This window comes from Plesiomonas shigelloides (genome assembly GCF_900087055.1).
GTDB classification, from domain to species: Bacteria; Pseudomonadota; Gammaproteobacteria; order Enterobacterales; family CAMTGL01; genus Plesiomonas; species Plesiomonas shigelloides.
This window is the reverse complement of the sequence record NZ_LT575468.1, coordinates 1,973,535-1,994,306: the sequence shown is the minus strand read 5'-3', so window position 1 is coordinate 1,994,306 and position 20,772 is coordinate 1,973,535. Positions and strand designations below refer to the sequence as shown.

29 protein-coding genes and 1 pseudogene are annotated in these 20,772 nt (G+C 49.5%); 27 read left to right on the top strand and 3 right to left on the bottom strand.

Annotated features, from left to right (window positions below):
* The first annotated feature begins 102 nt into the window (after nt 1–102).
* The 14 genes and pseudogenes from NCTC9997_RS08850 to NCTC9997_RS08790 all read left to right on the top strand — a co-directional run bounded on the left by NCTC9997_RS08850 (nt 103) and on the right by NCTC9997_RS08790 (nt 8,495).
* Nucleotides 103–399 (top strand): CII family transcriptional regulator, encoded by a 297-nt coding sequence (locus tag NCTC9997_RS08850; protein WP_010863298.1) that lies wholly within the window; start codon nt 103–105, stop codon nt 397–399.
* A gap of 63 nt (nt 400–462) precedes the next feature.
* The gene (locus NCTC9997_RS15325; RefSeq protein ID WP_010863299.1) at nt 463–1,290 is read left to right on the top strand and encodes a helix-turn-helix domain-containing protein; all 828 of its coding nucleotides are present in this window, start codon (nt 463–465) and stop codon (nt 1,288–1,290) included.
* Nucleotides 1,287–1,982 carry a replication protein P gene (locus NCTC9997_RS08835; RefSeq protein ID WP_064977881.1) on the top strand — a complete coding sequence of 232 codons (696 nt, stop codon included), beginning with the start codon at nt 1,287–1,289 and terminating at the stop codon, nt 1,980–1,982. Before NCTC9997_RS15325 ends, NCTC9997_RS08835 begins: the two co-directional genes overlap by 4 nt.
* 265 nt (nt 1,983–2,247) lie before the next feature.
* Nucleotides 2,248–2,693 (top strand): annotated as a pseudogene (locus tag NCTC9997_RS15175) (recombination protein NinB).
* On the top strand, nt 2,686–2,958 hold the full coding sequence (locus tag NCTC9997_RS08830; RefSeq protein WP_064977880.1) for a hypothetical protein: 273 nt from the start codon (nt 2,686–2,688) through the stop codon (nt 2,956–2,958). The pseudogene NCTC9997_RS15175 and the gene NCTC9997_RS08830 overlap by 8 nt, the downstream one beginning before the upstream one ends.
* 195 nt (nt 2,959–3,153) lie before the next feature.
* Entirely contained in the window at nt 3,154–3,609 is a 456-nt protein-coding gene (locus tag NCTC9997_RS08825; protein WP_010863305.1) for a hypothetical protein, read from the top strand.
* A 4-nt stretch (nt 3,610–3,613) separates the two neighbouring features.
* Nucleotides 3,614–4,120 carry an antiterminator Q family protein gene (locus NCTC9997_RS08820; RefSeq protein ID WP_064977879.1) on the top strand — a complete coding sequence of 169 codons (507 nt, stop codon included), beginning with the start codon at nt 3,614–3,616 and terminating at the stop codon, nt 4,118–4,120.
* 251 nt (nt 4,121–4,371) lie between these two features.
* Nucleotides 4,372–4,500: a hypothetical protein gene (locus NCTC9997_RS15395; RefSeq protein ID WP_268952955.1), complete on the top strand. Its 129-nt coding sequence runs from the start codon at nt 4,372–4,374 to the stop codon at nt 4,498–4,500.
* A 263-nt stretch (nt 4,501–4,763) separates the two neighbouring features.
* Nucleotides 4,764–5,045: a hypothetical protein gene (locus tag NCTC9997_RS08815; RefSeq protein WP_064977878.1), complete on the top strand. Its 282-nt coding sequence runs from the start codon at nt 4,764–4,766 to the stop codon at nt 5,043–5,045.
* 395 nt (nt 5,046–5,440) lie between these two features.
* Complete coding sequence (locus NCTC9997_RS08810; RefSeq protein WP_064977877.1) at nt 5,441–6,202, top strand: hypothetical protein; 762 nt, start codon at nt 5,441–5,443, stop codon at nt 6,200–6,202.
* Between the two features lie 61 nt (nt 6,203–6,263).
* Nucleotides 6,264–6,647 carry a type II toxin-antitoxin system death-on-curing family toxin gene (locus NCTC9997_RS08805; protein WP_064977876.1) on the top strand — a complete coding sequence of 128 codons (384 nt, stop codon included), beginning with the start codon at nt 6,264–6,266 and terminating at the stop codon, nt 6,645–6,647.
* Nucleotides 6,648–6,758: 111 nt separating this feature from the next.
* The gene (locus NCTC9997_RS08800) at nt 6,759–7,079 is read left to right on the top strand and encodes a phage holin, lambda family (RefSeq protein WP_039046631.1); all 321 of its coding nucleotides are present in this window, start codon (nt 6,759–6,761) and stop codon (nt 7,077–7,079) included.
* Nucleotides 7,079–7,492, top strand: coding sequence for a M15 family metallopeptidase (locus tag NCTC9997_RS08795; protein WP_064977875.1), 414 nt, complete (start codon nt 7,079–7,081; stop codon nt 7,490–7,492). The genes NCTC9997_RS08800 and NCTC9997_RS08795 overlap by 1 nt, the downstream gene beginning before the upstream one ends.
* A 202-nt stretch (nt 7,493–7,694) precedes the next feature.
* Complete coding sequence (locus NCTC9997_RS08790; RefSeq protein WP_064977874.1) at nt 7,695–8,495, top strand: antA/AntB antirepressor family protein; 801 nt, start codon at nt 7,695–7,697, stop codon at nt 8,493–8,495.
* Between the two features lie 51 nt (nt 8,496–8,546).
* Here NCTC9997_RS08790 and NCTC9997_RS08785 read toward each other — a convergent pair whose 3' ends face one another.
* Together NCTC9997_RS08785 and NCTC9997_RS15440 are read right to left on the bottom strand one after the other, a co-directional pair.
* Nucleotides 8,547–8,984, bottom strand: a complete 438-nt coding sequence (locus NCTC9997_RS08785) for a hypothetical protein (protein ID WP_010864008.1) — start codon at nt 8,982–8,984, stop codon at nt 8,547–8,549.
* Nucleotides 8,985–9,344: 360 nt separating this feature from the next.
* On the bottom strand, nt 9,345–9,950 hold the full coding sequence (locus tag NCTC9997_RS15440) for a sugar O-acetyltransferase (RefSeq protein ID WP_197665187.1): 606 nt from the start codon (nt 9,948–9,950) through the stop codon (nt 9,345–9,347).
* A gap of 140 nt (nt 9,951–10,090) precedes the next feature.
* Between NCTC9997_RS15440 and NCTC9997_RS08775 the strand changes: the two genes are divergently transcribed.
* Nucleotides 10,091–10,630 carry a DUF2514 family protein gene (locus NCTC9997_RS08775; protein ID WP_064977872.1) on the top strand — a complete coding sequence of 180 codons (540 nt, stop codon included), beginning with the start codon at nt 10,091–10,093 and terminating at the stop codon, nt 10,628–10,630.
* A 69-nt stretch (nt 10,631–10,699) separates the two neighbouring features.
* On the opposite strand, the gene NCTC9997_RS08770 is transcribed toward NCTC9997_RS08775, so the two are convergent.
* Complete coding sequence (locus NCTC9997_RS08770) at nt 10,700–11,101, bottom strand: PPC domain-containing protein (RefSeq protein ID WP_064977871.1); 402 nt, start codon at nt 11,099–11,101, stop codon at nt 10,700–10,702.
* 334 nt (nt 11,102–11,435) lie between these two features.
* Here NCTC9997_RS08770 and NCTC9997_RS08765 point away from each other — a divergent pair, with 334 nt between their 5' ends.
* From NCTC9997_RS08765 to NCTC9997_RS08710, 12 genes are read left to right on the top strand one after another with little or no spacing between them, the layout of a single operon-like run.
* Complete coding sequence (locus NCTC9997_RS08765) at nt 11,436–11,945, top strand: terminase small subunit (RefSeq protein WP_010863318.1); 510 nt, start codon at nt 11,436–11,438, stop codon at nt 11,943–11,945.
* On the top strand, nt 11,917–13,845 hold the full coding sequence (locus tag NCTC9997_RS08760; protein WP_064977870.1) for a phage terminase large subunit family protein: 1,929 nt from the start codon (nt 11,917–11,919) through the stop codon (nt 13,843–13,845). Before NCTC9997_RS08765 ends, NCTC9997_RS08760 begins: the two co-directional genes overlap by 29 nt.
* 4 nt (nt 13,846–13,849) lie before the next feature.
* On the top strand, nt 13,850–14,053 hold the full coding sequence (locus NCTC9997_RS08755) for a phage head-tail joining protein (RefSeq protein WP_010863320.1): 204 nt from the start codon (nt 13,850–13,852) through the stop codon (nt 14,051–14,053).
* Nucleotides 14,050–15,642 (top strand): phage portal protein, encoded by a 1,593-nt coding sequence (locus tag NCTC9997_RS08750; protein WP_064977869.1) that lies wholly within the window; start codon nt 14,050–14,052, stop codon nt 15,640–15,642. The genes NCTC9997_RS08755 and NCTC9997_RS08750 overlap by 4 nt, the downstream gene beginning before the upstream one ends.
* The gene (locus NCTC9997_RS08745; RefSeq protein WP_064977868.1) at nt 15,632–16,900 is read left to right on the top strand and encodes a S49 family peptidase; all 1,269 of its coding nucleotides are present in this window, start codon (nt 15,632–15,634) and stop codon (nt 16,898–16,900) included. The genes NCTC9997_RS08750 and NCTC9997_RS08745 overlap by 11 nt, the downstream gene beginning before the upstream one ends.
* 9 nt (nt 16,901–16,909) lie before the next feature.
* Entirely contained in the window at nt 16,910–17,236 is a 327-nt protein-coding gene (locus NCTC9997_RS08740) for a head decoration protein (RefSeq protein WP_010863323.1), read from the top strand.
* A gap of 53 nt (nt 17,237–17,289) precedes the next feature.
* Complete coding sequence (locus NCTC9997_RS08735; protein WP_064978486.1) at nt 17,290–18,315, top strand: major capsid protein; 1,026 nt, start codon at nt 17,290–17,292, stop codon at nt 18,313–18,315.
* Nucleotides 18,316–18,364: 49 nt separating this feature from the next.
* Complete coding sequence (gene gpFI / locus NCTC9997_RS08730) at nt 18,365–18,712, top strand: DNA-packaging protein FI (RefSeq protein ID WP_064977867.1); 348 nt, start codon at nt 18,365–18,367, stop codon at nt 18,710–18,712.
* Between the two features lies 1 nt (nt 18,713).
* Nucleotides 18,714–19,103, top strand: a complete 390-nt coding sequence (locus tag NCTC9997_RS08725; RefSeq protein WP_064977866.1) for a hypothetical protein — start codon at nt 18,714–18,716, stop codon at nt 19,101–19,103.
* Nucleotides 19,100–19,660 carry a hypothetical protein gene (locus NCTC9997_RS08720; protein WP_064977865.1) on the top strand — a complete coding sequence of 187 codons (561 nt, stop codon included), beginning with the start codon at nt 19,100–19,102 and terminating at the stop codon, nt 19,658–19,660. The genes NCTC9997_RS08725 and NCTC9997_RS08720 overlap by 4 nt, the downstream gene beginning before the upstream one ends.
* The gene (locus NCTC9997_RS08715; protein WP_064977864.1) at nt 19,653–20,180 is read left to right on the top strand and encodes a hypothetical protein; all 528 of its coding nucleotides are present in this window, start codon (nt 19,653–19,655) and stop codon (nt 20,178–20,180) included. The genes NCTC9997_RS08720 and NCTC9997_RS08715 overlap by 8 nt, the downstream gene beginning before the upstream one ends.
* Entirely contained in the window at nt 20,149–20,772 is a 624-nt protein-coding gene (locus NCTC9997_RS08710) for a phage baseplate assembly protein V (protein WP_082935527.1), read from the top strand. Before NCTC9997_RS08715 ends, NCTC9997_RS08710 begins: the two co-directional genes overlap by 32 nt.

Here is a 20,772-nt window from a genome sequence, read left to right as displayed (position 1 = left end):
TTAACAACCTGACCGCCGACTGAACACAGACGGCAAACACCAACTAGCCATCAAGTTTGCTTGATGGTTTGGCTACTCATATTTCAAAAAGGAGTTTTGCACATGAGAAATGCAAGTTACAGCAAACCAACTCAGCGACAGATCGACCGTGCGGAGACAGACATTCTGATTGCTTTGTCACAACTGACTCAACGCAAGTTCGCTGAGCTATCTGGATGGCATGAATCTAAGGTTAGTCGAATGAATTGGCGCGATGTAGCAACGGCTTTTTGCATTCTAAAAATGGCCGCAGAAGTGAGCCCGTTGGGGCAGGTAGTTCGAGAGGTTTTTAAGGTTATCGGACAAAAAAAGTCCTCGGCGGCAACCGAGGACTTTGAGCAGTTAACAATGAGTTTTTAAGCAAAAATCACAGTTCACAGAGAAATACGCTAGAAATATTATATTTTTCAATGAGGCTTTTCAATGAGCATGACGTTAATGGCTAAGGCCATGAATATCAAGGTTGGAAACCCATTAAGGAAGTTGGTTTTAATCAAATTAGCGGACAATGCCAACGATAAAGGGGAGTGCTGGCCGTCATACCAGAATATCGCGGATCATTGCGAATGCAGCAGGAGCGCAGTAAGAGCACACATTGACGCGCTCATGGATATGGGGTTATTGACGAAAGAAAACCGTATCGGGAATAACAACGGAAAGGGGAATAGGTCGAATGTTTATTACCTGATTCTGGATACCCCTATGCCATCAAATGGCACACCCCTGTGCCATCAGATGACACCCCCTATGCCATTAGATGGCACACCCTGTGCCACCAGATGGCACCAGAACCAGTCAATAGAACCAGTCATAGAACCAATATCTGTTACGTCCGAGAATTCTGACGAATCCTCAGACGATCACAGCGGAGGTGTTTCTTTGCCTGACGATGGAAAAGCAATTCAGAGCGGTACCAAGTGGGGGACCGCTGATGACCTTGCCGCAGCAGAGTGGATGTTTGGGCAGGTGTTAGCGATTGCCCCCAAGGCTAAAAAACCTAACTACGCCGCATGGGCCAATGAGATACGTCTGATGCGCGAGCGTGACGGGAAGCAACATCGTGAAATGTGCGAGCTGTTCAGATGGGCGTGTCAGGATTCATTTTGGTCTGGGAATATTCTTTGCCCAGTCAGTTTGCGCCGAAAGTGGGATCAGCTAGAAATCAAGCGCAACAAGCAATTGGCTGGTACAGCAAATTCAGCATCCTTGAACTTCGATAACACTGATTGGGCTAAAGGACTTTTGGTATGAGACAGTCAGCAGCTGCGGTAACCACTACGTACAATAGCCACTCGGCGACAGTGGTGCAGATGGCCGATGCAAGACGACCGCGAAAACAACTCAACGACGGTGCGGTTGCGGTATTCAATGAGATATTTAAGCAATTCCGCGTTATTTTCCCTGCACTCACGGTAAGCGTTAAAAGCCAGTCTGACTTGGACACACTAAGGGCGCAGTGGGTGATGGCATTCTTGGAGAACGGGATCACTAGCCTTGAGCAGGTTGAGGCCGGTATGTCCGCCGCTAGACGCCAAAACTCACCCTATCTACCATCACCAGGACAATTCATATCGTGGTGCCGTTTGGGCGAGTTTCAGTCGGCGGGGCTCCCTGATTCTAATGAACTCTACAACATGCTAATGAAGTACTGCGCAGAGCGAAGCTTGTATGATTCTCCCGAGGAGTACCCGTGGCCCAGCAATGCGGCATACTGGATGATCACCAAGCTATATGACGTAATGAGATCTCAGGGATTGTCCGAATCTGAAACGCGCAAGCGATGCTCTACTGAGCTGAGTGATATGGCAACACGGATTCGGGCAGGGGAAGAAATCCCTAAGCCGATTAAGCAAGTCGCTAAATTGTATATTCCAGTCACCAAAGAGGCTGGGATGGCAAAGATAGCTGAAATCAAACGGAGATTTTTTAGAAGCCGGGTGTAAAAGCGCATGGAGGGCAGGCATGAAAAATAAATTCACTCACGTTGGTGATCTGTTGTGGCTGGATGCTTCTGGTGAGCAATGTGTTTCCCAGCGCAAGTTGAGAAAGTGCTTTTTCGTATGGATTGATGAGCATGGCCTGATGTTTAGTCGGTTATCAGGTCGAAGTGTTCAGTCTGCCGGTCTGTATTTGGATATATCGTCTATCAGACCTATTGGTTAGTTACTTCGGAGTTGCTTTTAAACTAATGGAGTGGATGTGAATGGCATAAACCAAGAAGGCATCAAACTCACTAAAGTAAACTTTCAGTCAGTCGGTCAGCAAATCCAACAACTGCTAGAGCACGGTGAATATCGCTTGATATTAAAACCGTGGAAAAACAAACGCAGCCTTTCACAAAACGCACTTTTCACATGTGGTGTAGCGAGATAAGCAAATACCTCCAGCGCAGAGGTAGGGGCTTCGCTACGCCTGAATGGGTGAAATGCGCAATGAAGCATACCTATCTTGGATACAAAGAGGAGGAGCGAACTGATGTTGTCACGGGTGAGAAAGTTATCGTCAGGGAGTTAATTAAAACATCAACCCTAGACACAGGGGCAATGCATTATTTTATGGGCCAAGTTGAAGACTGGGCCTTCGATAATGGGTGCCTCCTGACGATACCGAGTGATTCTGAATATATGCGACTTAAGGAGAAGCAAAATGAATAATAAATACTCATTACCAGATGAACAGTTATTCACGCTTGAAGCTCTGAACCGAATTGGTGGTTTCGTGTGGCCAGAGAAAGCGTCCCATGCAGTGATGTCAGAGGTGGAACATCAATCTATCGATCAGTTAATCACCGTATGGCAGAAAGCCAAAGCTAATGCCGATACGTCGCGCGCTATTTTGCAGCTTGCTGAGAAAGAAGAGCTTGAGGCTCGTGAGGCTGTCTATGGTGCGCTGCGTTCTGCTGGTTGGGGAGAAATATGATTGCATGGTTCACTCATAACCCGATGAGTAGTGAAGAGGCTGTACAGTTACTCGCTGAATACCAGCGGCGGGGATTGAAAGCGATGAAAAGTTTAAGCGACGATAAAACTCTTTGGGTTGTGTCGGTTGCCGCCCCAAAACGCCAGAAGTTACAGCCAACTCCACAATCAATGATTAATCGACTCTGGAGGTGATATGGCATTAAAGCGGGATAAATGGGACGCGATATTTTCAGAATTAGTAAGAGAGCGAACAAATTGGCAATGCGAATACTGCGGTAGACACTTCAACCACGACCATCAAAAACTTCACTGCTCACACTTCAAATCTCGTCGACACAAAGCCACTCGGTACCATCCTTACAACGCCTTCGCGCACTGCATAGGCTGCCATCGAAAACTTGGTGAAGATCCTTTTGAGTTCACGATGCACGCCAATATCACTTACGGCGAAATGACCATTGATCGCATAGCCCATTTATCTGCAATTCCCATCCGACTGAAACCATGGCAGATGGATGAGCTTTATCAGCATATGCGTCGTGAGCTTGTGCGCATGCGTGACCTACGGGCATCAGGTGAAGTAGGCCGCATCGAGTTTACTTTGCCGGATTGGTATCAGGATGGCATCACGTTGCGAATGGGGGAGTGAGCTGATGAACGTTGTCGATATGAAACTCAGCCCTGAGCAATATCGATGGGTTGATGACTGGCTGCAGTTGTGGGGCGCTTGGGTGTACTCCGGACGACTTGAAAAACGGATGTCCAGCATGATCGCAAGATTCATGGAAGCCGCAGATCCTACTCGAGTAACGCCATCGCGCCCAATGTGTAACGATGAGGACGGTATGTTGATTTCCCAGATCGTAGACCGTGTACTCGTTATCGACAAAAAGGCGCTTGGCATTGTGTTGAGCTATTACGCTTTTGGCTCTTCCAAACGTGCCATTGCATGCTATCAGTTCAGCACTGCAAAACCACGCAAGGTTATGCTGGGGCGAGGATATGAGGGGTGGCGAAGGCCATCATTATCAACATGTCGCCGTGAGGTCGATCAGGTACTTGATGCTTCACTCTGGCTGATTTACAGAGAGCTGCATCCTGCGCTTATTGGTCGTAAACGTGTTGTTAATATCGCTAAACGGGTGGCTATTTGTGCGTAACGCGAATTTTGATTTGACAATTGTGAGCCATTGAGCCACCATTGCAGGGTACGCTGCCTTAAGTACGTCGTAAGACACTTAGGCGGCTTTTTTTATGCCTTTTTTCTGAATGACTTGCTGTGTAATCGGAACAGAGTTACTTGCGTGTCACGGCAATTTTTAGGAGAAAAAGCATTTAAAATCATGTTGATATGACGCCACAGGCCAAGAAGATTTATAACCGCTTGTCCTGTGTCCGATGGACTTCCCCCGTGGATATGCAACTTATAACCGGCATGACGGCAGCTTGTTGCCAGTTAATTCTGACTCAGTTAGCCATGGCTGGATTGGTAGAGGATGCAATGGGGGAAGGGCGTTACTTCAAACGTTGTCGCCGGTAAGGCGGTTTCGCTGTGAAATGGGCGGCTGGCTAGTGTTGGTCGCATTGGCCAGCCATATGCCCGTTGTGGGGATCACAGGTATACCAAGGCTCGTATGCGCAGCAATGTGTTTTTGTATTGCGCCATAATAAGTTATGTATAGATGTGGCTGTCAGCATAATTCATGCGTAATAAATCACGTAAATGCAGACGGAATAAATAAAACTGAGTTGTTAGATATACAGTTTAGACTGTTCATGTTTTTTAAATGCCAGGGAGGCTTTATGGTGCGCAGAAAGAAGAAGAGCGATGATCTTGGCCTGTTGCTAGACGTGACAGAGGTTTTTTGGTGGGTAGGCGGAGTTATATCCATTCTGTTGGCAGTAGCTACTGTAGTGTTGGCTATTTTTATATACAAGGTCGGCTCTGCTCCGGTTAATGATATTATGTCTGTGTTTAAAAATATTTATTGGGTTGCGTATATACTCCCTGCGGTAACTGGATTCTACTCTTTTATATTTGGGGTGAAGGCTTGGGAAGTACGCTTACGTGATCGTATTTATTAATTTAATCAAGGGAATAGGGTTTTATAGCTAGCTGTAAATTTATATCTGAGTAGATGCTTTATTGTTTTGTCAGCTTTACTAACTACTTTGTTTTTGTGATGGGCTTGGTTGTTATACTGTATTGATATATGGGTTGTTGTTATAAGATGTGTGTAATTTAAATTAATCAGGCTGTGTTTAATAATTTAAAGTTATAACCATCAGTATTTTGTTTTAGAAAACATTGCATTTGTCACATTCGGCGTCTTTATTTTTGGCGAAAGATTGTATCCCTATGCTATGGTTGTTTCTGTCGGTTGTGTGTGGTCTCGCCATTTTATAGTGAAAAACATCATTGATGCATATGGGTGGATATACATCCATAGTAATGGAATTATATATTAAAGGAGATTATTATGGGTGTAGTAAGTAAGTTCATGCGTGATTTAGACCCTGCTAAAGATGTGGAACAGCAGTTAAACGAAACCCTAGGCATTTTGGTTAAACTCGCACAGACAAAATTAAATACGTACAGAATGGAAATGAATAATTCGTGGGATAAAGGCGGAGATGACAGCCTTGCTCCAGGAGTTACCAAAGATTTTCAAGATGAGCAGATGCATGTCATCACATCTACAGATAATCAGGCAATCCAAGATTCAATTGGGAAAATTGTTGATACGGCATTTTCATTAGGAACTGATCAGAGTGCAAAGAATGTTGGAACATTTATAAAGACACTAGCATCTCAAGGACTTGATTTGGTGTTAGGTTCTGGTTCTGCAGAAGAGAATGAACATAAGCAGTACATTATTTATCCAGATAAAAATTTCTTATGTCGATGTGATGTGTGGTACTGGCGCTACTCAATGTTATCAAAAGGATTTCAGCAAAAGCTTCAGAATGTTGTTGTCTTTAGAATGCAATATGGCGCAGTAGACATTACTAAAGTTTCGCCAATTGCTCTAGCGCACTGGTTTGATAAGTGGGGGTTAGATACTGAAGCAGCTAAAGCCACTTTGGAACAAGCAAAATCTCTAATTTTAAATGCGAAATCAAATCAGCCTGTGTTGTTAAGTAATAGCCTTGACGATAGAAGAGACATGTTTGTTGATCATGATATTAATGAAATTCAACGCTCAAGGGCTGAGTTAATGAGAAGCAGAAACAAGTATTAATTAGCCATCCTTTAAATGCCATCCATATGATGGCATTTTTATGCCTAATGGAGATTGCAGCATGATTTATTTAGAAAAGGATGAAATAGTTAAAGTTAATAATCAAGTTACTGGTCACGCAGTAATTATTAATGCTGGGGCACTTGATAATGCGGTTGAGGGGCCACAACGCACATTTAGCGGACATGAGATTTACCCAACTTTGCCAGGGAAAGTTTATGCTCTAGCTCTCCCTATTGCACAAAACCATCCTTTTGCTGATGGTAATAAGAGAACAGCAACAATATCTGTAAACCAGTTTCTGCAACTTAATGGCCATTTTGTTTCTCAAGATGATCAAGCTATCTTGATTGATAACATAAATAATCTTGCTGATGAAAACCCAATCGAAGAAGATGATTTTATTGAGGCGGTAGGTGATATAATTCAACCAAATGGCGTATAGTAATTTGGTTAAGATGTAATATAGAAGCACTATAGCTATTTACTGCATGCCATAACCCGCGTTTAGCGGGTTTTTTTGTGCCTACTGTCTGTCGTTAATTTTGGGGCCGATATGTCAGAAAAAGACCCTAGCATTTGGGCGATGCTATGTGCATGGGCGTATCAGAATGCGCCGACAATCTATTCTTTCTGTCTTGCTTTCACTATTGCTGCTTTCAGAGTTCTCTACGGCGGCGGAACTAAACGTACGATGATTTTAGAAGGGGCGCTATGTGGTGCTCTTTCTCTTTCCTTCGTCTCAGGAATGAAGTGGTTCGGCATACCGGTCGACGCGGCAGCATTTATTGGCGGCATGGTGGGCTTTATCGGCGTAAAGCAACTGCAGATTGTTGCTTTGCGGATTCTCAATAAGCACGTTCCTAAGGAGGAGTGATGTCGTTTTACTTAGGCAAGCACAGCCTTGAAAACTTGCGAGGCGTGCATCCCGATTTGGTCAAAGTGGTAAATCGAGCGATAGAGCTGACCAAAGTGGATTTTAAAGTTATTGAGGGTAAGCGTTCTGAAGCTCGTCAGCGTCAGCTGGTGGTCAATGGCAAGAGTAAGACCATGAATAGCCGTCATCTGACTGGCCACGCCGTCGATTGTGCTCCGCTGGTGGCTGGTGTTATTCCGTGGAATGACCGTAAGGCATTTGCATCCGTATCCAAGGCCATGTTTGCCGCGGCTAATGAGTTAGGCATCCCATTACGCTGGGGTGGAGACTGGAATCAGAATGGCCGAAGTGACGATGAGCGCTTCTATGATGGCCCACACTTTGAACTGCCTCGACAGAAGTACCCAGACTAGCGCTGGTCATCCAACTGGCCTCAAATGAGGTCGAAAAAAGAGAAATTGAAGCCTCGCTAACGCGGGGCTTTTTTGTATCTGCGCTATGCCCAGCGTATCAAGCAACACAGAGCCTTACAGAAATGAGCCTTGGAGAAGCACCGTTTCTCTGTGGGCGGCGTTTCTGGGCAACGAGGCTCATTTCTATAAGGTGACTATCGATATGAACACATCTATAGCTTCTTCTTATACCGACGCATCAAACATCCATCATGTCGTTAATGAGTTCGCTGACATTGTTCCTGTTGTCATAGGCCGTATCGGTGAGCGTGAAACCAGCGTTGTGAGTGGAACGTCGTTACACAAGGCGCTGGGAGTGGCAACCCGAATGACGGATTGGATAAAGCGTCGTATCAGGGAGTATGGCTTTAAGGAAGGTTTGGATTACATCATTGTTGAAAATTTGCGCTCCTCAAATTTGAGTAGCTCAAAATCTCGCCAGCAGATCAGCCATGAGTACCTGACCACGTTGGATATGGCCAAAGAGCTGGCAATGGTCGAGCGTAGCGAACAAGGGCGCGCCATTCGTCGTTACTTCATCCAGTGTGAGACTGCATTACAGCTTACTGCTCCAGAGGTCATTGCACGTTATCGTCGTAAGTTAAAAGCGCGCGTTGAGGTGGCCAATCTGTTCAAACCGATGTGCTCAGCTTTGGAGTGTTCAAGAGCAGATCAAGGCAAGGAGACGCAGCCTCACCACTACAGCAATGAAAGCAACATGATCGCTCGTATTGTCCTTGGTGGGCTAACTGCCAAACAGTGGGCAAAGATGCATGGTATTGAGGGTGAGCCGCGTGATGCAATGACGGCCGACCAGTTGGAGCATATGTCTTATTTGGAGAGCACCAACATCACATTGTTGGATATGGGGATGGAGTATCCGCAACGCAAAGCTGAACTTACTCGATTGTCTCAGCGCTGGATGGCTCGGCGTTTGGGGAATGTGCCATCAGGGAGTCGCTAATTTCGCGTTATTTATGATGGCTCAGGTGCTGAGCCATCTAGCTATGTGTGCTTACAGCGTTTGTTGAGTAAGCGTTATCTTGAGCAAACTATTCCCAGATTGAACCTCTTTGGTTTGGTCAAGTTCTACCGGTACAGATGCTATGGTTTGTTTGCCATCAAGGGTTATCTGCACTTTTACAATATATTGACCATTCTCTTTAGTAACTAATCCGATGAATGTCTTTTTTTGTTTATCAATGCTGCTTTGGCGCCATCCAGGGATGTCTAAACTAACCGCCATCGGTGGTAATTGATAGTTATCGATATTAACTCTAATAAGGTAGCCAATAGAGGTCTTATTAAAACAGTTAAACGCACTTTGCATTGGCTCGCCAAATGCACGATACGTTATAGATGTGCACATTGAAACGGGTTCATGCTCCTCCGCGGAAGCTTGAAAGTTACACATTATTAATAAAGTGGCTGCAAGTATGTGAATTGCCTTCATTCAGATTTAGTCCTGTAAAGTGTGGTTATTTTATTTTTTGGGAGCACATTATTACATAAGTTAATTTGTGTAATAAATTGAAATTTTATTTGATAGGGGGCAGACTATGGGGTTTTTATCATCTTGACTAAATGCAATCGCATTGTTCATCTAATTAAAGTTAAAGCAATACGTAGTAGTCAGTGAACATAATGCTTTTGTTGAAATTAAGACATCGGGACATTAGTTGGTGGCTACCCTAACCTGATGCGATTCTCTTCGCATCGCATGTCTCTTGTGATTGACACTAATGAGTGGATGAGAAAAACAACTTAGAAGCCACTAGCTTGATAATCTTGCTGGTGGCTTTGCCGTTTTGGACTATGACAAACAGGCTTCATTCACTAGTGGGGCTCTATCGCTTGGAGCTAGTTTACGAATTACACGAGCTGGGTTGCCTACAGCCAAAGAGTCGACAGGAATATCTCGGGTTACTACAGCGCCCGCACCAATTACTGCTCGATCTCCAATGGTAACGCCTGGACAAATTATCGCTCCACCGCCAATCCAGCAGTCATCACCGATGGTTACTGGTTTGTGGTACGTGGTCCAATTACGTCTATCTTGGAAATCTAAGCTGTGGGTGGCGGTGTAAATCTGTACGTTTGGTGCTACTAGCACATTACTGCCAATACGCACTTCGCCTACGTCGAGAATAGTCACGTTAAAGTTGAAGAAGGTTTTTTCACCTATGTAGATATTGCGTCCAAATTCACAGGTGAACGGTGTGCTTATCCAACTTGAGCTTTGGTATTGGCCAAAGATTTCGGTGCACAGGTTTTGACGTAAGGATTGATTGGCTGCGGGAGTCGCATTTAGTTCGGCAAGAAGTGTTTGGCAGCGATCTCTATCATTGGCTATCTGCTCACTCTGACAGTCCAGCACTCCGTCAGCTAACACCTTTTCCCAGTCGTTTTTCATACTCATCCATCCTCGTTTAAGTGGCACAAGTATATGCGAACAGAACCCCTTAGTCGGAGTGGAAAGCACATTTTATGAGGGAGATTTGATACGAATCATCAAACTTCTGGACTAAAAAGCATCGGCTATCTGTATGAGGTGCTCACATGGTGTTTAAAGCAATATGGAAGCCACTGGCGATCACCTCACTGGTGGCTTTGTCGTTATGGGGGCTATCAGCGTGGCGTTATTCCGCTGGTAAGGAAGCTGGTGAGCTGGTGGCTAATCAACAATGGCAGGCTCGCTGGCGTGAGCGAGATGCTGCAGATGCAAATGAACGCGCTGCTCATGAAAAGGCGATGCGTGAGCTTGAGAATAGGCGACGGAAAGATATAGAGCAGGTGGCTGCAGATGCTGAGAGACAATTGCAACTGGCGCGGGCTGATGCTGACCGTGCCGCTGATATTGCTGGTGGGTTGCGCACCCGTATCGCCCAACTCCGGCGCCAACTGGCAGACAGTGAAACCGGCCGCTTATCCGCCACTGCCCAAGCAAGCGCAGCAAGAGCCTCTGCCTCCGTTCTGCTTGCCGACGTGCTCAGCGAATCTCTCCGACGCAATGAAGAACTGGCAGCATATGCTGACCGAGCAAGAGCACAAGGGCTAGCGTGTCTGCAAGCGTATGAGCACATAAAGACCACTTTGTAGTCGGTAAGGGTTTGGTGATGGTGGGTTCAATAACAGCGCCCCTCGAGGGGACGCTGTAAGAGAGCTGTGTTATTTGATTTGAATCTGGAATTTGTAGTTCTGCGTTTTGTTACGACGTGCTTCGGCACGGCTTTGTAATACTCGCAGTTCGTATCTTCCTGATGCGGGCAATGTGTATTGACCGTTGTCATCCAAATCTGGGGAGTATTTCCCCAAATTCACTGAGTCATCAATGCCAGGCCCGAACAAGACAAAGTCAGGGGTTTCATTTGCCATTTCAATATGGACCAACTGACCTTTCTTGGCTCGGAAAAAATAAGAGTCGTAATCATAGCCTTTAATGTACCCAGTGTACTGCGCACTATCGTGCCCTTTAGCAAACTGAACATCGGTACGGATCCCCGCAGCAAAGGCCGTGGTAGTGACACACGCAAAAAGAAGGGTCACTTTCAACATTGTCTTCAAAATCATAGTACTAACGCCATTGTAAAGTGATGGGGAATTTTTATAACACGCGGTTGCATATGTGCTGGTCGGACATGTCCGCGGGTCCTTTCAGAGACTTTAAAAAAGTACGGGTGCGTATACCCGCAAAAAGTCGCTATTTATGAGCTTTTTTAAGAGGTTGGTTGTTGTTTAATTGTTTCTCCTATCATTATGAAAAATAAGGAAAATCGGAGATCAATACAACAACCTGAGCCCGTTTTTTGAAAGTTTCAATGAGGGAAATTTATTTAAAAACAATAGGTTATTGAGATTTGCTTGGTTGTTGTATTGCAGTTTGCAGAGCGTGAGGTTGATGTAAATGGCTGTTTTGCTTAATAAAAGTGATATGGCCGAATCAATAGGCATTTCTGTACAGGCGTTCGACAAGTGGGGTGTGGTTCCCACAGAGCGGCGAGGGCGAGAAGTCCTGTATGACGTTCGGTCGGTACTGGATGCGTGGCAGGCTCGGCAACAGAAAAAACAACAGGCTGAACCGACGACGGACGACAATGCTGCCCAGAAATTACTGCTGGCTCGCATCGCATTAACTGAAGAACAAGCCAAAGGACAGCAGCTGAAAAATCAGGAGTCAGAAGGGCGCGTCGTCGATACCGACTTTTGTATTTTTGCTCTCAACCGCATCGCGATGGAGTTATCGAGTATTTTGGATTCGATCCCCTTGGCTGTTCAGCGGCAGTGCCCAGACATCTCACCACACCATGTGGACTTCCTAAAATTGCAGATTGCGAAAGGGGCAAACTGCTGCGCCAACGCCGGGGATAAATTACCGGAGTGGCTGGATGAGTATCTCTCGATATCAGCTGAGTAATATGCAGGCCGCGGTGGCCATTGGCCTGAAGCCGTTACAGCGCCCAATTCCCATGACGGCTGTCGAGTGGGCGGATACACACTATTACTTGCCTAAAGAATCCTCGTATGGCGCGGGGAACTGGGAAACCTTACCGTTTCAAGTTGCCATCATGAATGCCATGGGCAACGACCGGATCCGCGAAGTCAATGTGGTCAAATCCGCGCGGGTCGGTTATTCCAAGATGCTGCTGGCGGTGTATGCCTACTTCATCGAGCACAAGCAGCGCAACACACTGATCTGGTTGCCGACCGACAGTGATGCCGAAAACTTCATGAAAACCCACGTCGAACCGACTATCCGTGATGTGCCGGTCTTACGGGCATTGGCACCGTGGTTTGGCCGCAAACACCGTAACAATACGCTGACCATGAAACGCTTTGCCAATGGCTGTGGCTTTTGGTGCCTCGGTGGCAAGGCGGCCAAAAACTACCGTGAAAAATCGGTGGATGTGGCTGGTTACGATGAGTTGGCGGCGTTCGATGCGGATATCGAGAAGGAAGGTTCACCGACCTTTCTGGGGGATAAGCGGATTGAGGGCTCGGTGTGGCCCAAGTCGATTCGTGGCTCCACGCCAAAATTACGCGGCACGTGCCAGATAGAGCGCGCGGCTAAAAATGCTGAGCTGATGATGCGCTTTCATGTCGCTTGCCCACACTGTGGACAGCCGCAGTATCTGAAGTTTGGCGATCGGGACACACCCTTTGGATTGAAGTGGGACAAGGGGCAGCCGGAGACGGTGTTCTATCTTTGTGAGCATTCAGGCTGTGTGATTAAGCAACACGAGCTGGATTTTTCACAGGCGCGCTATGTGTGCGAACGCACGGGGACATGGACGCAAGATGGTCTGCGGTGGTTCTCCTCCAGCGGGCAGGCTATTACGCCGCCGGAGAGTGTGACCTTCCATATTTGGACGGCCTATAGCCCCTTTACGACGTGGGTGCAGATAGTCAAAGACTGGCTGAAAACCAAAGGCGATATCGGTCAGCAAAAGACCTTCGTCAATACGACGCTGGGCGAAACATGGGAGCCGGCCGTCGGTGAACGCCCTGAAGCGGAAGTGATTGAAGAGGGCAAAGAGCACTTTTCGGCGCAGGTTCCGGATGAGGTGGCGTATCTCACCGCCGGTATCGACTCTCAGCTGGACCGTTACGAGATGCGCGTGTGGGGATGGGGACCTGGCGAGGAGTCTTGGTTAATTGATCGGGTGATCATCATGGGGCGACATGATGAGGAAGAGACGCTGGTACGTGTGGATACCGCCATTAATGCCGTGTATCGCCGAGCCAACGGGGTTGAGATGTCGATATCCCGTATTTGCTGGGACATCGGGGGCATTGATCCGCAAATTGTCTACGCGCGTTCGCGCCTGCATGGCTTATTTCGTGTGATCCCCGTGAAAGGGGCATCAGTCTATGGCAAGCCGGTGGCCGACATGCCGCGCAAACGTAATAAGCACGGGGTTTATCTTACCGAAGTGGGCTCTGATACGGCCAAAGAGCAAATCTATCACCGTCTGACGCTCAAGCGGGCAGCGCCCGATGAACCGATGCCCGGAGCGGTGCATTTTCCCAATAATCCAGACGTGTTTGACCTGACGGAGGCGCAGCAATTGACGGCAGAGGAGGTGACCGAGAAGTGGGAAAACGGCAAACGGCGTTACTTGTGGGATAACAAAGGCCGTCGTAATGAGGCATTGGACTGTTTTGTGTATGCCTTGGCCGCATTACGGATCAGCGTGTCCCGCTGGCAAGTGAATCTGGAGGCATTACAGGCCAGTTTTCAACAAGAGAATCGTGAGCAGTCACGACGACAGAGTGAAGCAACGTTAGCGCAAATGGCAAAAATACTCGGAGGGTAAGGGTATGGCTACGCAGGCTGATTTACTGGCAGCCCGTAAAGCACTGCATGATTTGATGACCGGAAAGCGGGTGACCTCGGTACAAAAAGAGGGGCGACGGGTTGAGTTTACGGCCGCCAATGTCAGTGAATTGAAACGTTATATCGCAGAGTTAGAGGCGCAGTCGGGCATGAGCCGTCGTCGTCGTCCGGCAGGGTTTTATGTATGAATTCGCAACTTCTTGCCCCCGATGGGGTGACGCCACTACGCCAATTCGCGGGGTTTTCAGGGGGTGGCAGCGGCTTTGGTGGTCAGCTTAAAGAGTGGAGCCCCGCACCAGAAAGTGCCGATGCGGCCTTATTGCCGGTATTGGCGCGCGGGAATGCGCGTGCAGATGATTTGGTGCGTAACAATGGCTTTGCCGCCAATGTTATCCAGCTACATCAGGATCATATTGTGGGGTCGTTCTTTCGACTCAGTTATCGGCCTAACTGGCGTTATTTAGGCATTGGTGAAGCCGAAGCGCGTGCGTTCGCGCGAGACGTGGAGGATGCGTGGGCAGAGTATGCCGAGGATAACCACTGCTACATTGATGCCGAGCGCAAGCGAACCTTCACCATGATGATCCGTGAAGGGGTAGCGGTCCATGCCTTCAATGGCGAGATTTTTGTTCAGCCGTGCTGGGACAGTGATACGCACACCCTATTTCGCACACGCTTCAAAATGGTCAGTCCTAAGCGGATTTGTAATCCGTTTGGTCGCTGTGATGAGACCGGGCTGCGTGCTGGGGTCGAGATAAACAGTGCCGGCGCGGCGTTGGCTTACCATGTGGCTGATGATGCGTATCCGGGCTGGACAGCGAGAAAATGGACGCGGATCCCCCGAGAAATGCCCAATGGGCGTCCGGCCATGATCCATGTTTTTGAGCCGCAAGAGGATGGGCAAACCCGCGGTGCTAACCGGTTTTATAGCGTCATGGAGCAAATGAAAATGCTCGATACGCTCCAGCAAACCCAGTTACAGAGCGCCATCGTCAAAGCCATGTATGCCGCCACGATTGAAAGTGAATTGGATACGGAAGCGGCGATGGAGTTCATTTTAGGCGCGGGAGAGAGCAGTAAAGCCGGTGGTGTCACGCCTCCATTAGAAGGGATGTTGGCACAAATGGCCGCTTACTACCTCAATGCCCAAGTTAAATTGGGTGGTGCCAAGGTGCCGCATCTTTTCCCTGGCGACTCCCTCAACTTACAAACCGCCCAGAATGCGGATAACGGCTTCTCTGCGCTAGAACAATCGTTGCTCTGCTACATCGCGGCCGGTACGGGCGTATCGTATGAGCAGCTATCCCGTAATTACCAGCAACTGAGTTACTCCACGGCACGCGCCAGTGCGAATGAGTCGTGGCACTACTTCATGGGGCGACGCAAATTCATCGCTTCGCGTCAGGCGAGCCAGATGTTTTTGTGCTGGCTGGAGGAGGCGATTGTCCGCGGCGTGGTGAGATTACCGGCTAAGGCGCGATTTTCTTTCCAAGAAGCGCGCTGTTCATGGGCCAAATGTGAGTGGATTGGTGCCGGACGTTTAGCCATTGATGGATTAAAAGAGGTGCAAGAGGCGGTCATGCTGATTGAAGGCGGCTTGAGCACCTATGAAATCGAATGTGCCAAGCGAGGCTTGGATTATGAAGATGTCTTTGCCCAGCAAGTGCGCGAGACCCTCGAGCGCAAAAATAAAGGTCTCGCGCCACCGGCATGGGCGGCCACCGCCTTCCAAACACAATTGAAGAACACCACAAAGGAGGAGGCTGATGCTGCGTAATCTTCCCCATATCGCGGGGTTGGCATTTAACCAACCCTTACTACTTGAACCCGCCTATGCGCGGGTTTTCTTTTGCGCGTTAGCCGAGCAGATGGGGATTGCGGCCATCCGTGATGCCACCGGTGAATCGTTAGCGACCTCACAGGAGTTAGCGGCCTTTCAGGAGCACGCGGGACGCCGAGAGCCACGACCGTATTCCGTGGCGGAGCGGATTGCTGTGATCCCAATATCTGGCACCTTGGTGAGTAAGACGCGCAGTGTGAAGCCCTATTCGGGGATGACGGGCTACAACGGGATTGTGGCGCGCTTGAATCAAGCCATGGCCGATCCCGATGTAGACGGGGTGCTGTTAGATATGGACACCCCTGGCGGGATGGTAGCCGGGGCGTTTGACTGTGCGGATGTCATTGCGCGGATGCGCGCGATAAAGCCGATCTGGTCCTTGGCCAATGACATGCACTGCAGTGCCGGCCAGTTGATAGCAAGCGCTGCCAGCCACCGCCTTATTACACAAACCGCTCGAACTGGCTCCATTGGCGTGATGATGGCGCACAGTAACTATGCCGGCGCGATGGCCAAAGAGGGAGTCGAGATCACCTTGCTGTATAGCGGCCAGCACAAGGTGGAGGGTAACCCGTATAGCGCGTTGCCGGACAGCGTACGTGAGCAGTTTCAGGCGCAGATGGATATGACGCGGCAGCGATTTGCCGAGAAGGTTGCCTGTTATACCGGCTTGTCGGTTGACGATGTTCTCGCGACAGAAGCTGCCGTGTATGCCGGCGCTGAGGTGTTGGATATCGGGCTGGCAGACCAGCTAGTGATTAATTCAGATGCTATCGGCGTGATGCGCGAGGCATTAACCCATTCATCAAAAACCGTGATTACGGGAGGAGTCATGCAAGAAAACCATTCTGCTGATAACCAGCTGACAGAGGCGGCGCAGAGTGTGGCGGGGATTTCAGCGGAGCAGTTATCCGCGGCGGTGGCTGACGCCGTGGCGGCTGAGAATGCACGCATTATGGGGATCCTCGGCTGTGAAGAGGCGAACGGGCGTGAAGCGATGGCGCAGGTGTTGGCTAAAACGCCGAGTATGACCGTCGAGGATGCACGACGCATTATGGCGGCCGCACCACTCAGTGCGCAGACGCGCAGTGAAACGGCCTTAGATGACATGATGCGCGGCGCGCCGGCACCGGTCACGTCGGCCTCAGCGCCTGTCGGGGCTGACGATAACGACTTACTGGCGATCCCGGTGTAAGGAGGGGCAATGAGCGAAGAAGTACTGACCTATTTTCAGCCATTGGGCGATAGCGATCCGGTGTACACCGCCCGCGGTGCAGCCGACTTAAGCGCGGCGACACCCGCATTGACCCCGTTGATGTTAAACGAAACGGGAAAATTGGTGGCATGGGATGGGACTAAAGCGGGTACCGCAGTGGGACTGCTTGCCTTAAGTGTCGCTGATTCTGCAACGCAGGTGACCTATTTCAAAAGTGGGTCGTGGCGTTTGGAGGATATTCAGTGGCCACACGGTGTCTCGGATGAGCACCTTAAACGTAATGCGTTTGTTGGCACTGCGCTCAGCGTGGTGTGATTGTCTGTTCAATGATTGAAGGCCGCGGATGCGGCTTTTTTATAGGTAACGCTATGTCGATGTATACGACTCATAAGCTGCTGACTGCGACGCAGCAAAAATTTAAGTTTGATCAGCTGTTTTTGCGTCTGTTCTTCCGTGAGACCTATACCTTCGATACCGAGGAAGTGAATCTGGCCAAAATCCCAGGTGAAGTGGATATGGCGGTGTATGTCTCGCCAACGGTATCCGGCAAGGTACTGCGTACCCGTGGTGGTCTGCGCCAACAATTCAAACCCGGCTATGTGAAGCCGAAGCATGAAGTCACGCCGGGCATGGTGGTGACGCAGTTGGCGGATGAAGACCCGCAGAACTTGAATGATCCGGCCTACCGCCGCAAGCGCCTGATTTTGCAAAACCTCAAAGATGAAGAGTTGGCCATTCAGCAAATTGAAGAGCGTCAGGCCGTCGATGCCGTGTTGCATGGCCGCTACATTATGGAAGGTGAGGATTTTGAGCCAGTCGAAGTGGATATGCAGCGCAGCGCCGGCAACAACATCACACAGGCGGGCGGCGCGGAATGGTCGAAAAAAGATAAAGCCACCTATGACCCCACCGAAGACATTGAAGCGTATGCCCTGCAGGCCAGTGGCGTGATCAACATCATCGTATTTGACCCGAAAGGATGGGCGCTGTTCCGCTCCTTCAAAAAAGTGAATGAGAAGCTGGATATCCGCCGCGGCTCCAATTCGGTGTTGGAAACCGCGTTAAAAGATCTGGGCCAAGCCGTGTCGTACAAAGGGATGTTCGGTGATGTCGCGATTGTGGTGTACAGCGGCCAGCATATCGTGAAGGGGAAAAAGCAAAACTACCTGCCTGAACTGACGATGGTGCTGGGCAACACCCATGCGCGCGGTCTGCGTACCTATGGGGGTTGTCAGGATATCGAGATTATCCGAGAAGGGGTCGTGAAAGGGACGCGCTTCCCGAAAAACTGGATCCAAACCGGTGACCCTGCGCATGAGTACACCATGACCCAATCTGCACCGCTGATGATTTTGGCGGATGCCGACGAATTTGTATCCGTGAAATTGGCGTAATGCCCATGAGCATGCCCCTGAATGGGGCATGATTTTTGAGGAGCGAAGCATGTCGCAGAAAGAGGAATTGATTACGCAATTGAATGCGCTCAGTGAGCAATTAGGGCGTAAGTTACCCGTGACGGGCTCGTTGGCTGATTTGCAGCAGCGTGTACGTGAAGCGCAGGAGGAATTGGCGGAAATGGCCAGCGCGCCGGAAGAAGCACCGAGTGAAGATGTGAACTCATTTGATTCGCAGGCTGAGCGCGTTCATGTGACCGCATTAGTGACCTTACATACCGATGCGTTCAACGCCGAAGGCCAGCCGATAAGTCTGGTGTTAAAAGGGGAGTCATGTTGGCTAGCGCCAGTGTGGGTGCCTGAGTTGAGTCAGCGTGGGCTGATTCAGGTGGTGTGATATGGCGTCTTTAGATGTGCTGTTTGATAGCGCTTTGCAGCGGGCTGATGAAGCCATCATGGAGCATATGGCGGCTGACTTTATTTTTGAGCTTTCGTCTGGTCAACAGCGGTCTATTCGCGCGATTTATGACTCACAACAATCGCTGGGAAAAGGGAGTGGCAGTAGCACCTCGCCACGTCCCTTTGCCGCCGTTTGTGAGCATGGGGCATTGTCTGTGTTGGGTGAACGATTAGAGCGCGCACTGATTGGTGCCAAGGTTAAAACGCCACAAGGCATGCGGATGGTTGTCGATGTCATCTACCCCGATGCAATCAGCACCATACTGGTGCTGGGCTTAGTGAGTGAGCAGCGTTTACCTTCCGGAAATGGGGTGAGATTTACGCGATGAGCCTGCTGTACATGCATATTGATGACGATGTGCTGGAGCGGATGCTGTTGCAGTTCTCGGCCTTGAGCGATAAAGCCATTCGCATGGCATATCACCGCGCCATGAAGCGAACCGAAATCACTATCCGTAAGCAGGCGTTAAACCTGATGCGTGAACGCCTTGGTCTGCGTCCCGTACAGCGAAGTTTGAAACGGCGTGTGCAAGCCTACTTAAAGCCCGGTCAGGATAGCGCTGAGCTCAAGTTTTGGTTTGGCTTGAATGACCTTGATCCCTTGCTGTTTAAAGGCGGCGTTCGCAAAGCAGCAGGCGGCCTGATGATTCGGGGGACTTATCACGAACAGGCTTTTGTGGCGGTCATTCGCGGACGGCGAGGGGTTTGGCGACGTAAGGGGAAGCAGCGGACCCCGCTCGAGCGGATCCGTGTGCCGATTGACGATGAGATGATTGTGGCGTTGGAGGATGAGGTGTTTTTGAATTTGCCGGATATCTTTTTGCGCCATTTCGAGACGGATTTACGGGGGCGCAGCAAGTTAGCGGCAGGAGGAGGACATGGCTGAAATGATTGAAAGCCCTAGTCAGTACTATGACCGCCTCGTGGCTGGGTTGACGACCCGTTTGGTCGGGGATATTCCCGTGCTGGGCTATGAGGACTTTGGGTCAGTGCCCTTAAACGGTCCGGCGGTCTTTATCCAATTCGAGGATGCACACCCCGGAACGCGCCGGCCAGATGGTCGCTATCAACACCAATTTCTTATTACCGCACATTGTGTCGTGCCGGCGTCAGTACCGCGCGCGGTGTTGGTGGCAATTGATTTGGCCTCAGAGGTTGAGCGCGTGATTGACTTAAACACGTTCGGTTTATCGGCTTCTTGTTGTGGCCAGCCGGATATTCAAGTGAACGGTGATACCGGCTTTATGCTGGGAGTGGATGGGGTAGAAAGTCGTGGTGTGCAATGGATCCAACCGCTGTACTTAGGTGCAGGGGCGTTCACCCCGTCGCCTATCCGTGATGGCGTGAGGTTTGCCGTAAATCCAGATAATCCGGATGACCCCAACGCATATCAGCCGCTTCTGTGAGGTGACTATGCATGATGCGTTAGATCAGATTATCGCGATGCGCCTTGCCCCCTTATTAGATCGGATTGCCTTGCTCGAGGCGCAGATTGAGTCTGGGCGGCGCCGCGCGAATAATGCGATTTTGCTCGGGCGTATTCAGTCAGTATCGGGTCACCGTTGTACCGTGGTGGTCGGTAAAAATACGACGCCACCGATCAAATGGTTTTCCGCCGCGGCGGGGGATGTGGCGCATTACCGCCAGCCCTCCGTGGGGGAAACCACGCTACTGCTCAATTACGGTGCCGGTGATAACTTGCAAGGCTGCATTGCCTTAGTCGGTATTGATTCTGACGACTTCCCGTTTCCCACCGATAACCCCGATTGGGTGTATACCCAGATAGCGCAGAGTTACCTGTATTGGGATAAAGCGGTCGGGAAATTGGTTATCCATGCCCCAGGCGGGGTGGAGTTCGTCGATACGCCCTATGTGCGCAATGTACATGGTGAGCTCGGCGATCAGGTTCGCAACCTGTCAGACGATCGCACTATCTATAATTCACACCGTCACCCACACGGTGAGCCGATGGTGGGGGCGGTCAGTCACACGCAATGA

Bases quoted from the DNA above. Each gene is read 5' to 3' on its own strand.
- NCTC9997_RS08825 (WP_010863305.1), top strand. From the start codon at position 3,154: ATGGCATTAAAGCGGGATAAATGGGACGCGATATTTTCAGAATTAGTA.
- NCTC9997_RS08735 (WP_064978486.1), top strand. From the start codon at position 17,290: ATGTCGATGTATACGACTCATAAGCTGCTGACTGCGACGCAGCAAAAA.
- NCTC9997_RS08815 (WP_064977878.1), top strand. From the start codon at position 4,764: ATGGTGCGCAGAAAGAAGAAGAGCGATGATCTTGGCCTGTTGCTAGAC.
- NCTC9997_RS08785 (WP_010864008.1), bottom strand. From the start codon at position 8,984: ATGAAGGCAATTCACATACTTGCAGCCACTTTATTAATAATGTGTAAC.
- NCTC9997_RS08765 (WP_010863318.1), top strand. From the start codon at position 11,436: ATGGCTGTTTTGCTTAATAAAAGTGATATGGCCGAATCAATAGGCATT.
- NCTC9997_RS08820 (WP_064977879.1), top strand. From the start codon at position 3,614: ATGAACGTTGTCGATATGAAACTCAGCCCTGAGCAATATCGATGGGTT.
- NCTC9997_RS08850 (WP_010863298.1), top strand. From the start codon at position 103: ATGAGAAATGCAAGTTACAGCAAACCAACTCAGCGACAGATCGACCGT.
- gpFI (WP_064977867.1), top strand. From the start codon at position 18,365: ATGTCGCAGAAAGAGGAATTGATTACGCAATTGAATGCGCTCAGTGAG.
- NCTC9997_RS08750 (WP_064977869.1), top strand. From the start codon at position 14,050: ATGAATTCGCAACTTCTTGCCCCCGATGGGGTGACGCCACTACGCCAA.
- NCTC9997_RS08805 (WP_064977876.1), top strand. From the start codon at position 6,264: ATGATTTATTTAGAAAAGGATGAAATAGTTAAAGTTAATAATCAAGTT.
- NCTC9997_RS08810 (WP_064977877.1), top strand. From the start codon at position 5,441: ATGGGTGTAGTAAGTAAGTTCATGCGTGATTTAGACCCTGCTAAAGAT.
- NCTC9997_RS08790 (WP_064977874.1), top strand. From the start codon at position 7,695: ATGAACACATCTATAGCTTCTTCTTATACCGACGCATCAAACATCCAT.
- NCTC9997_RS08745 (WP_064977868.1), top strand. From the start codon at position 15,632: ATGCTGCGTAATCTTCCCCATATCGCGGGGTTGGCATTTAACCAACCC.
- NCTC9997_RS08760 (WP_064977870.1), top strand. From the start codon at position 11,917: ATGAGTATCTCTCGATATCAGCTGAGTAATATGCAGGCCGCGGTGGCC.
- NCTC9997_RS08740 (WP_010863323.1), top strand. From the start codon at position 16,910: ATGAGCGAAGAAGTACTGACCTATTTTCAGCCATTGGGCGATAGCGAT.
- NCTC9997_RS08710 (WP_082935527.1), top strand. From the start codon at position 20,149: ATGACCCCAACGCATATCAGCCGCTTCTGTGAGGTGACTATGCATGAT.
- NCTC9997_RS08775 (WP_064977872.1), top strand. From the start codon at position 10,091: ATGGTGTTTAAAGCAATATGGAAGCCACTGGCGATCACCTCACTGGTG.
- NCTC9997_RS08770 (WP_064977871.1), bottom strand. From the start codon at position 11,101: ATGATTTTGAAGACAATGTTGAAAGTGACCCTTCTTTTTGCGTGTGTC.
- NCTC9997_RS08725 (WP_064977866.1), top strand. From the start codon at position 18,714: ATGGCGTCTTTAGATGTGCTGTTTGATAGCGCTTTGCAGCGGGCTGAT.
- NCTC9997_RS15325 (WP_010863299.1), top strand. From the start codon at position 463: ATGAGCATGACGTTAATGGCTAAGGCCATGAATATCAAGGTTGGAAAC.
- NCTC9997_RS08800 (WP_039046631.1), top strand. From the start codon at position 6,759: ATGTCAGAAAAAGACCCTAGCATTTGGGCGATGCTATGTGCATGGGCG.
- NCTC9997_RS08720 (WP_064977865.1), top strand. From the start codon at position 19,100: ATGAGCCTGCTGTACATGCATATTGATGACGATGTGCTGGAGCGGATG.
- NCTC9997_RS15440 (WP_197665187.1), bottom strand. From the start codon at position 9,950: ATGAGTATGAAAAACGACTGGGAAAAGGTGTTAGCTGACGGAGTGCTG.
- NCTC9997_RS08835 (WP_064977881.1), top strand. From the start codon at position 1,287: ATGAGACAGTCAGCAGCTGCGGTAACCACTACGTACAATAGCCACTCG.
- NCTC9997_RS08830 (WP_064977880.1), top strand. From the start codon at position 2,686: ATGAATAATAAATACTCATTACCAGATGAACAGTTATTCACGCTTGAA.
- NCTC9997_RS08795 (WP_064977875.1), top strand. From the start codon at position 7,079: ATGTCGTTTTACTTAGGCAAGCACAGCCTTGAAAACTTGCGAGGCGTG.
- NCTC9997_RS08755 (WP_010863320.1), top strand. From the start codon at position 13,850: ATGGCTACGCAGGCTGATTTACTGGCAGCCCGTAAAGCACTGCATGAT.
- NCTC9997_RS08715 (WP_064977864.1), top strand. From the start codon at position 19,653: ATGGCTGAAATGATTGAAAGCCCTAGTCAGTACTATGACCGCCTCGTG.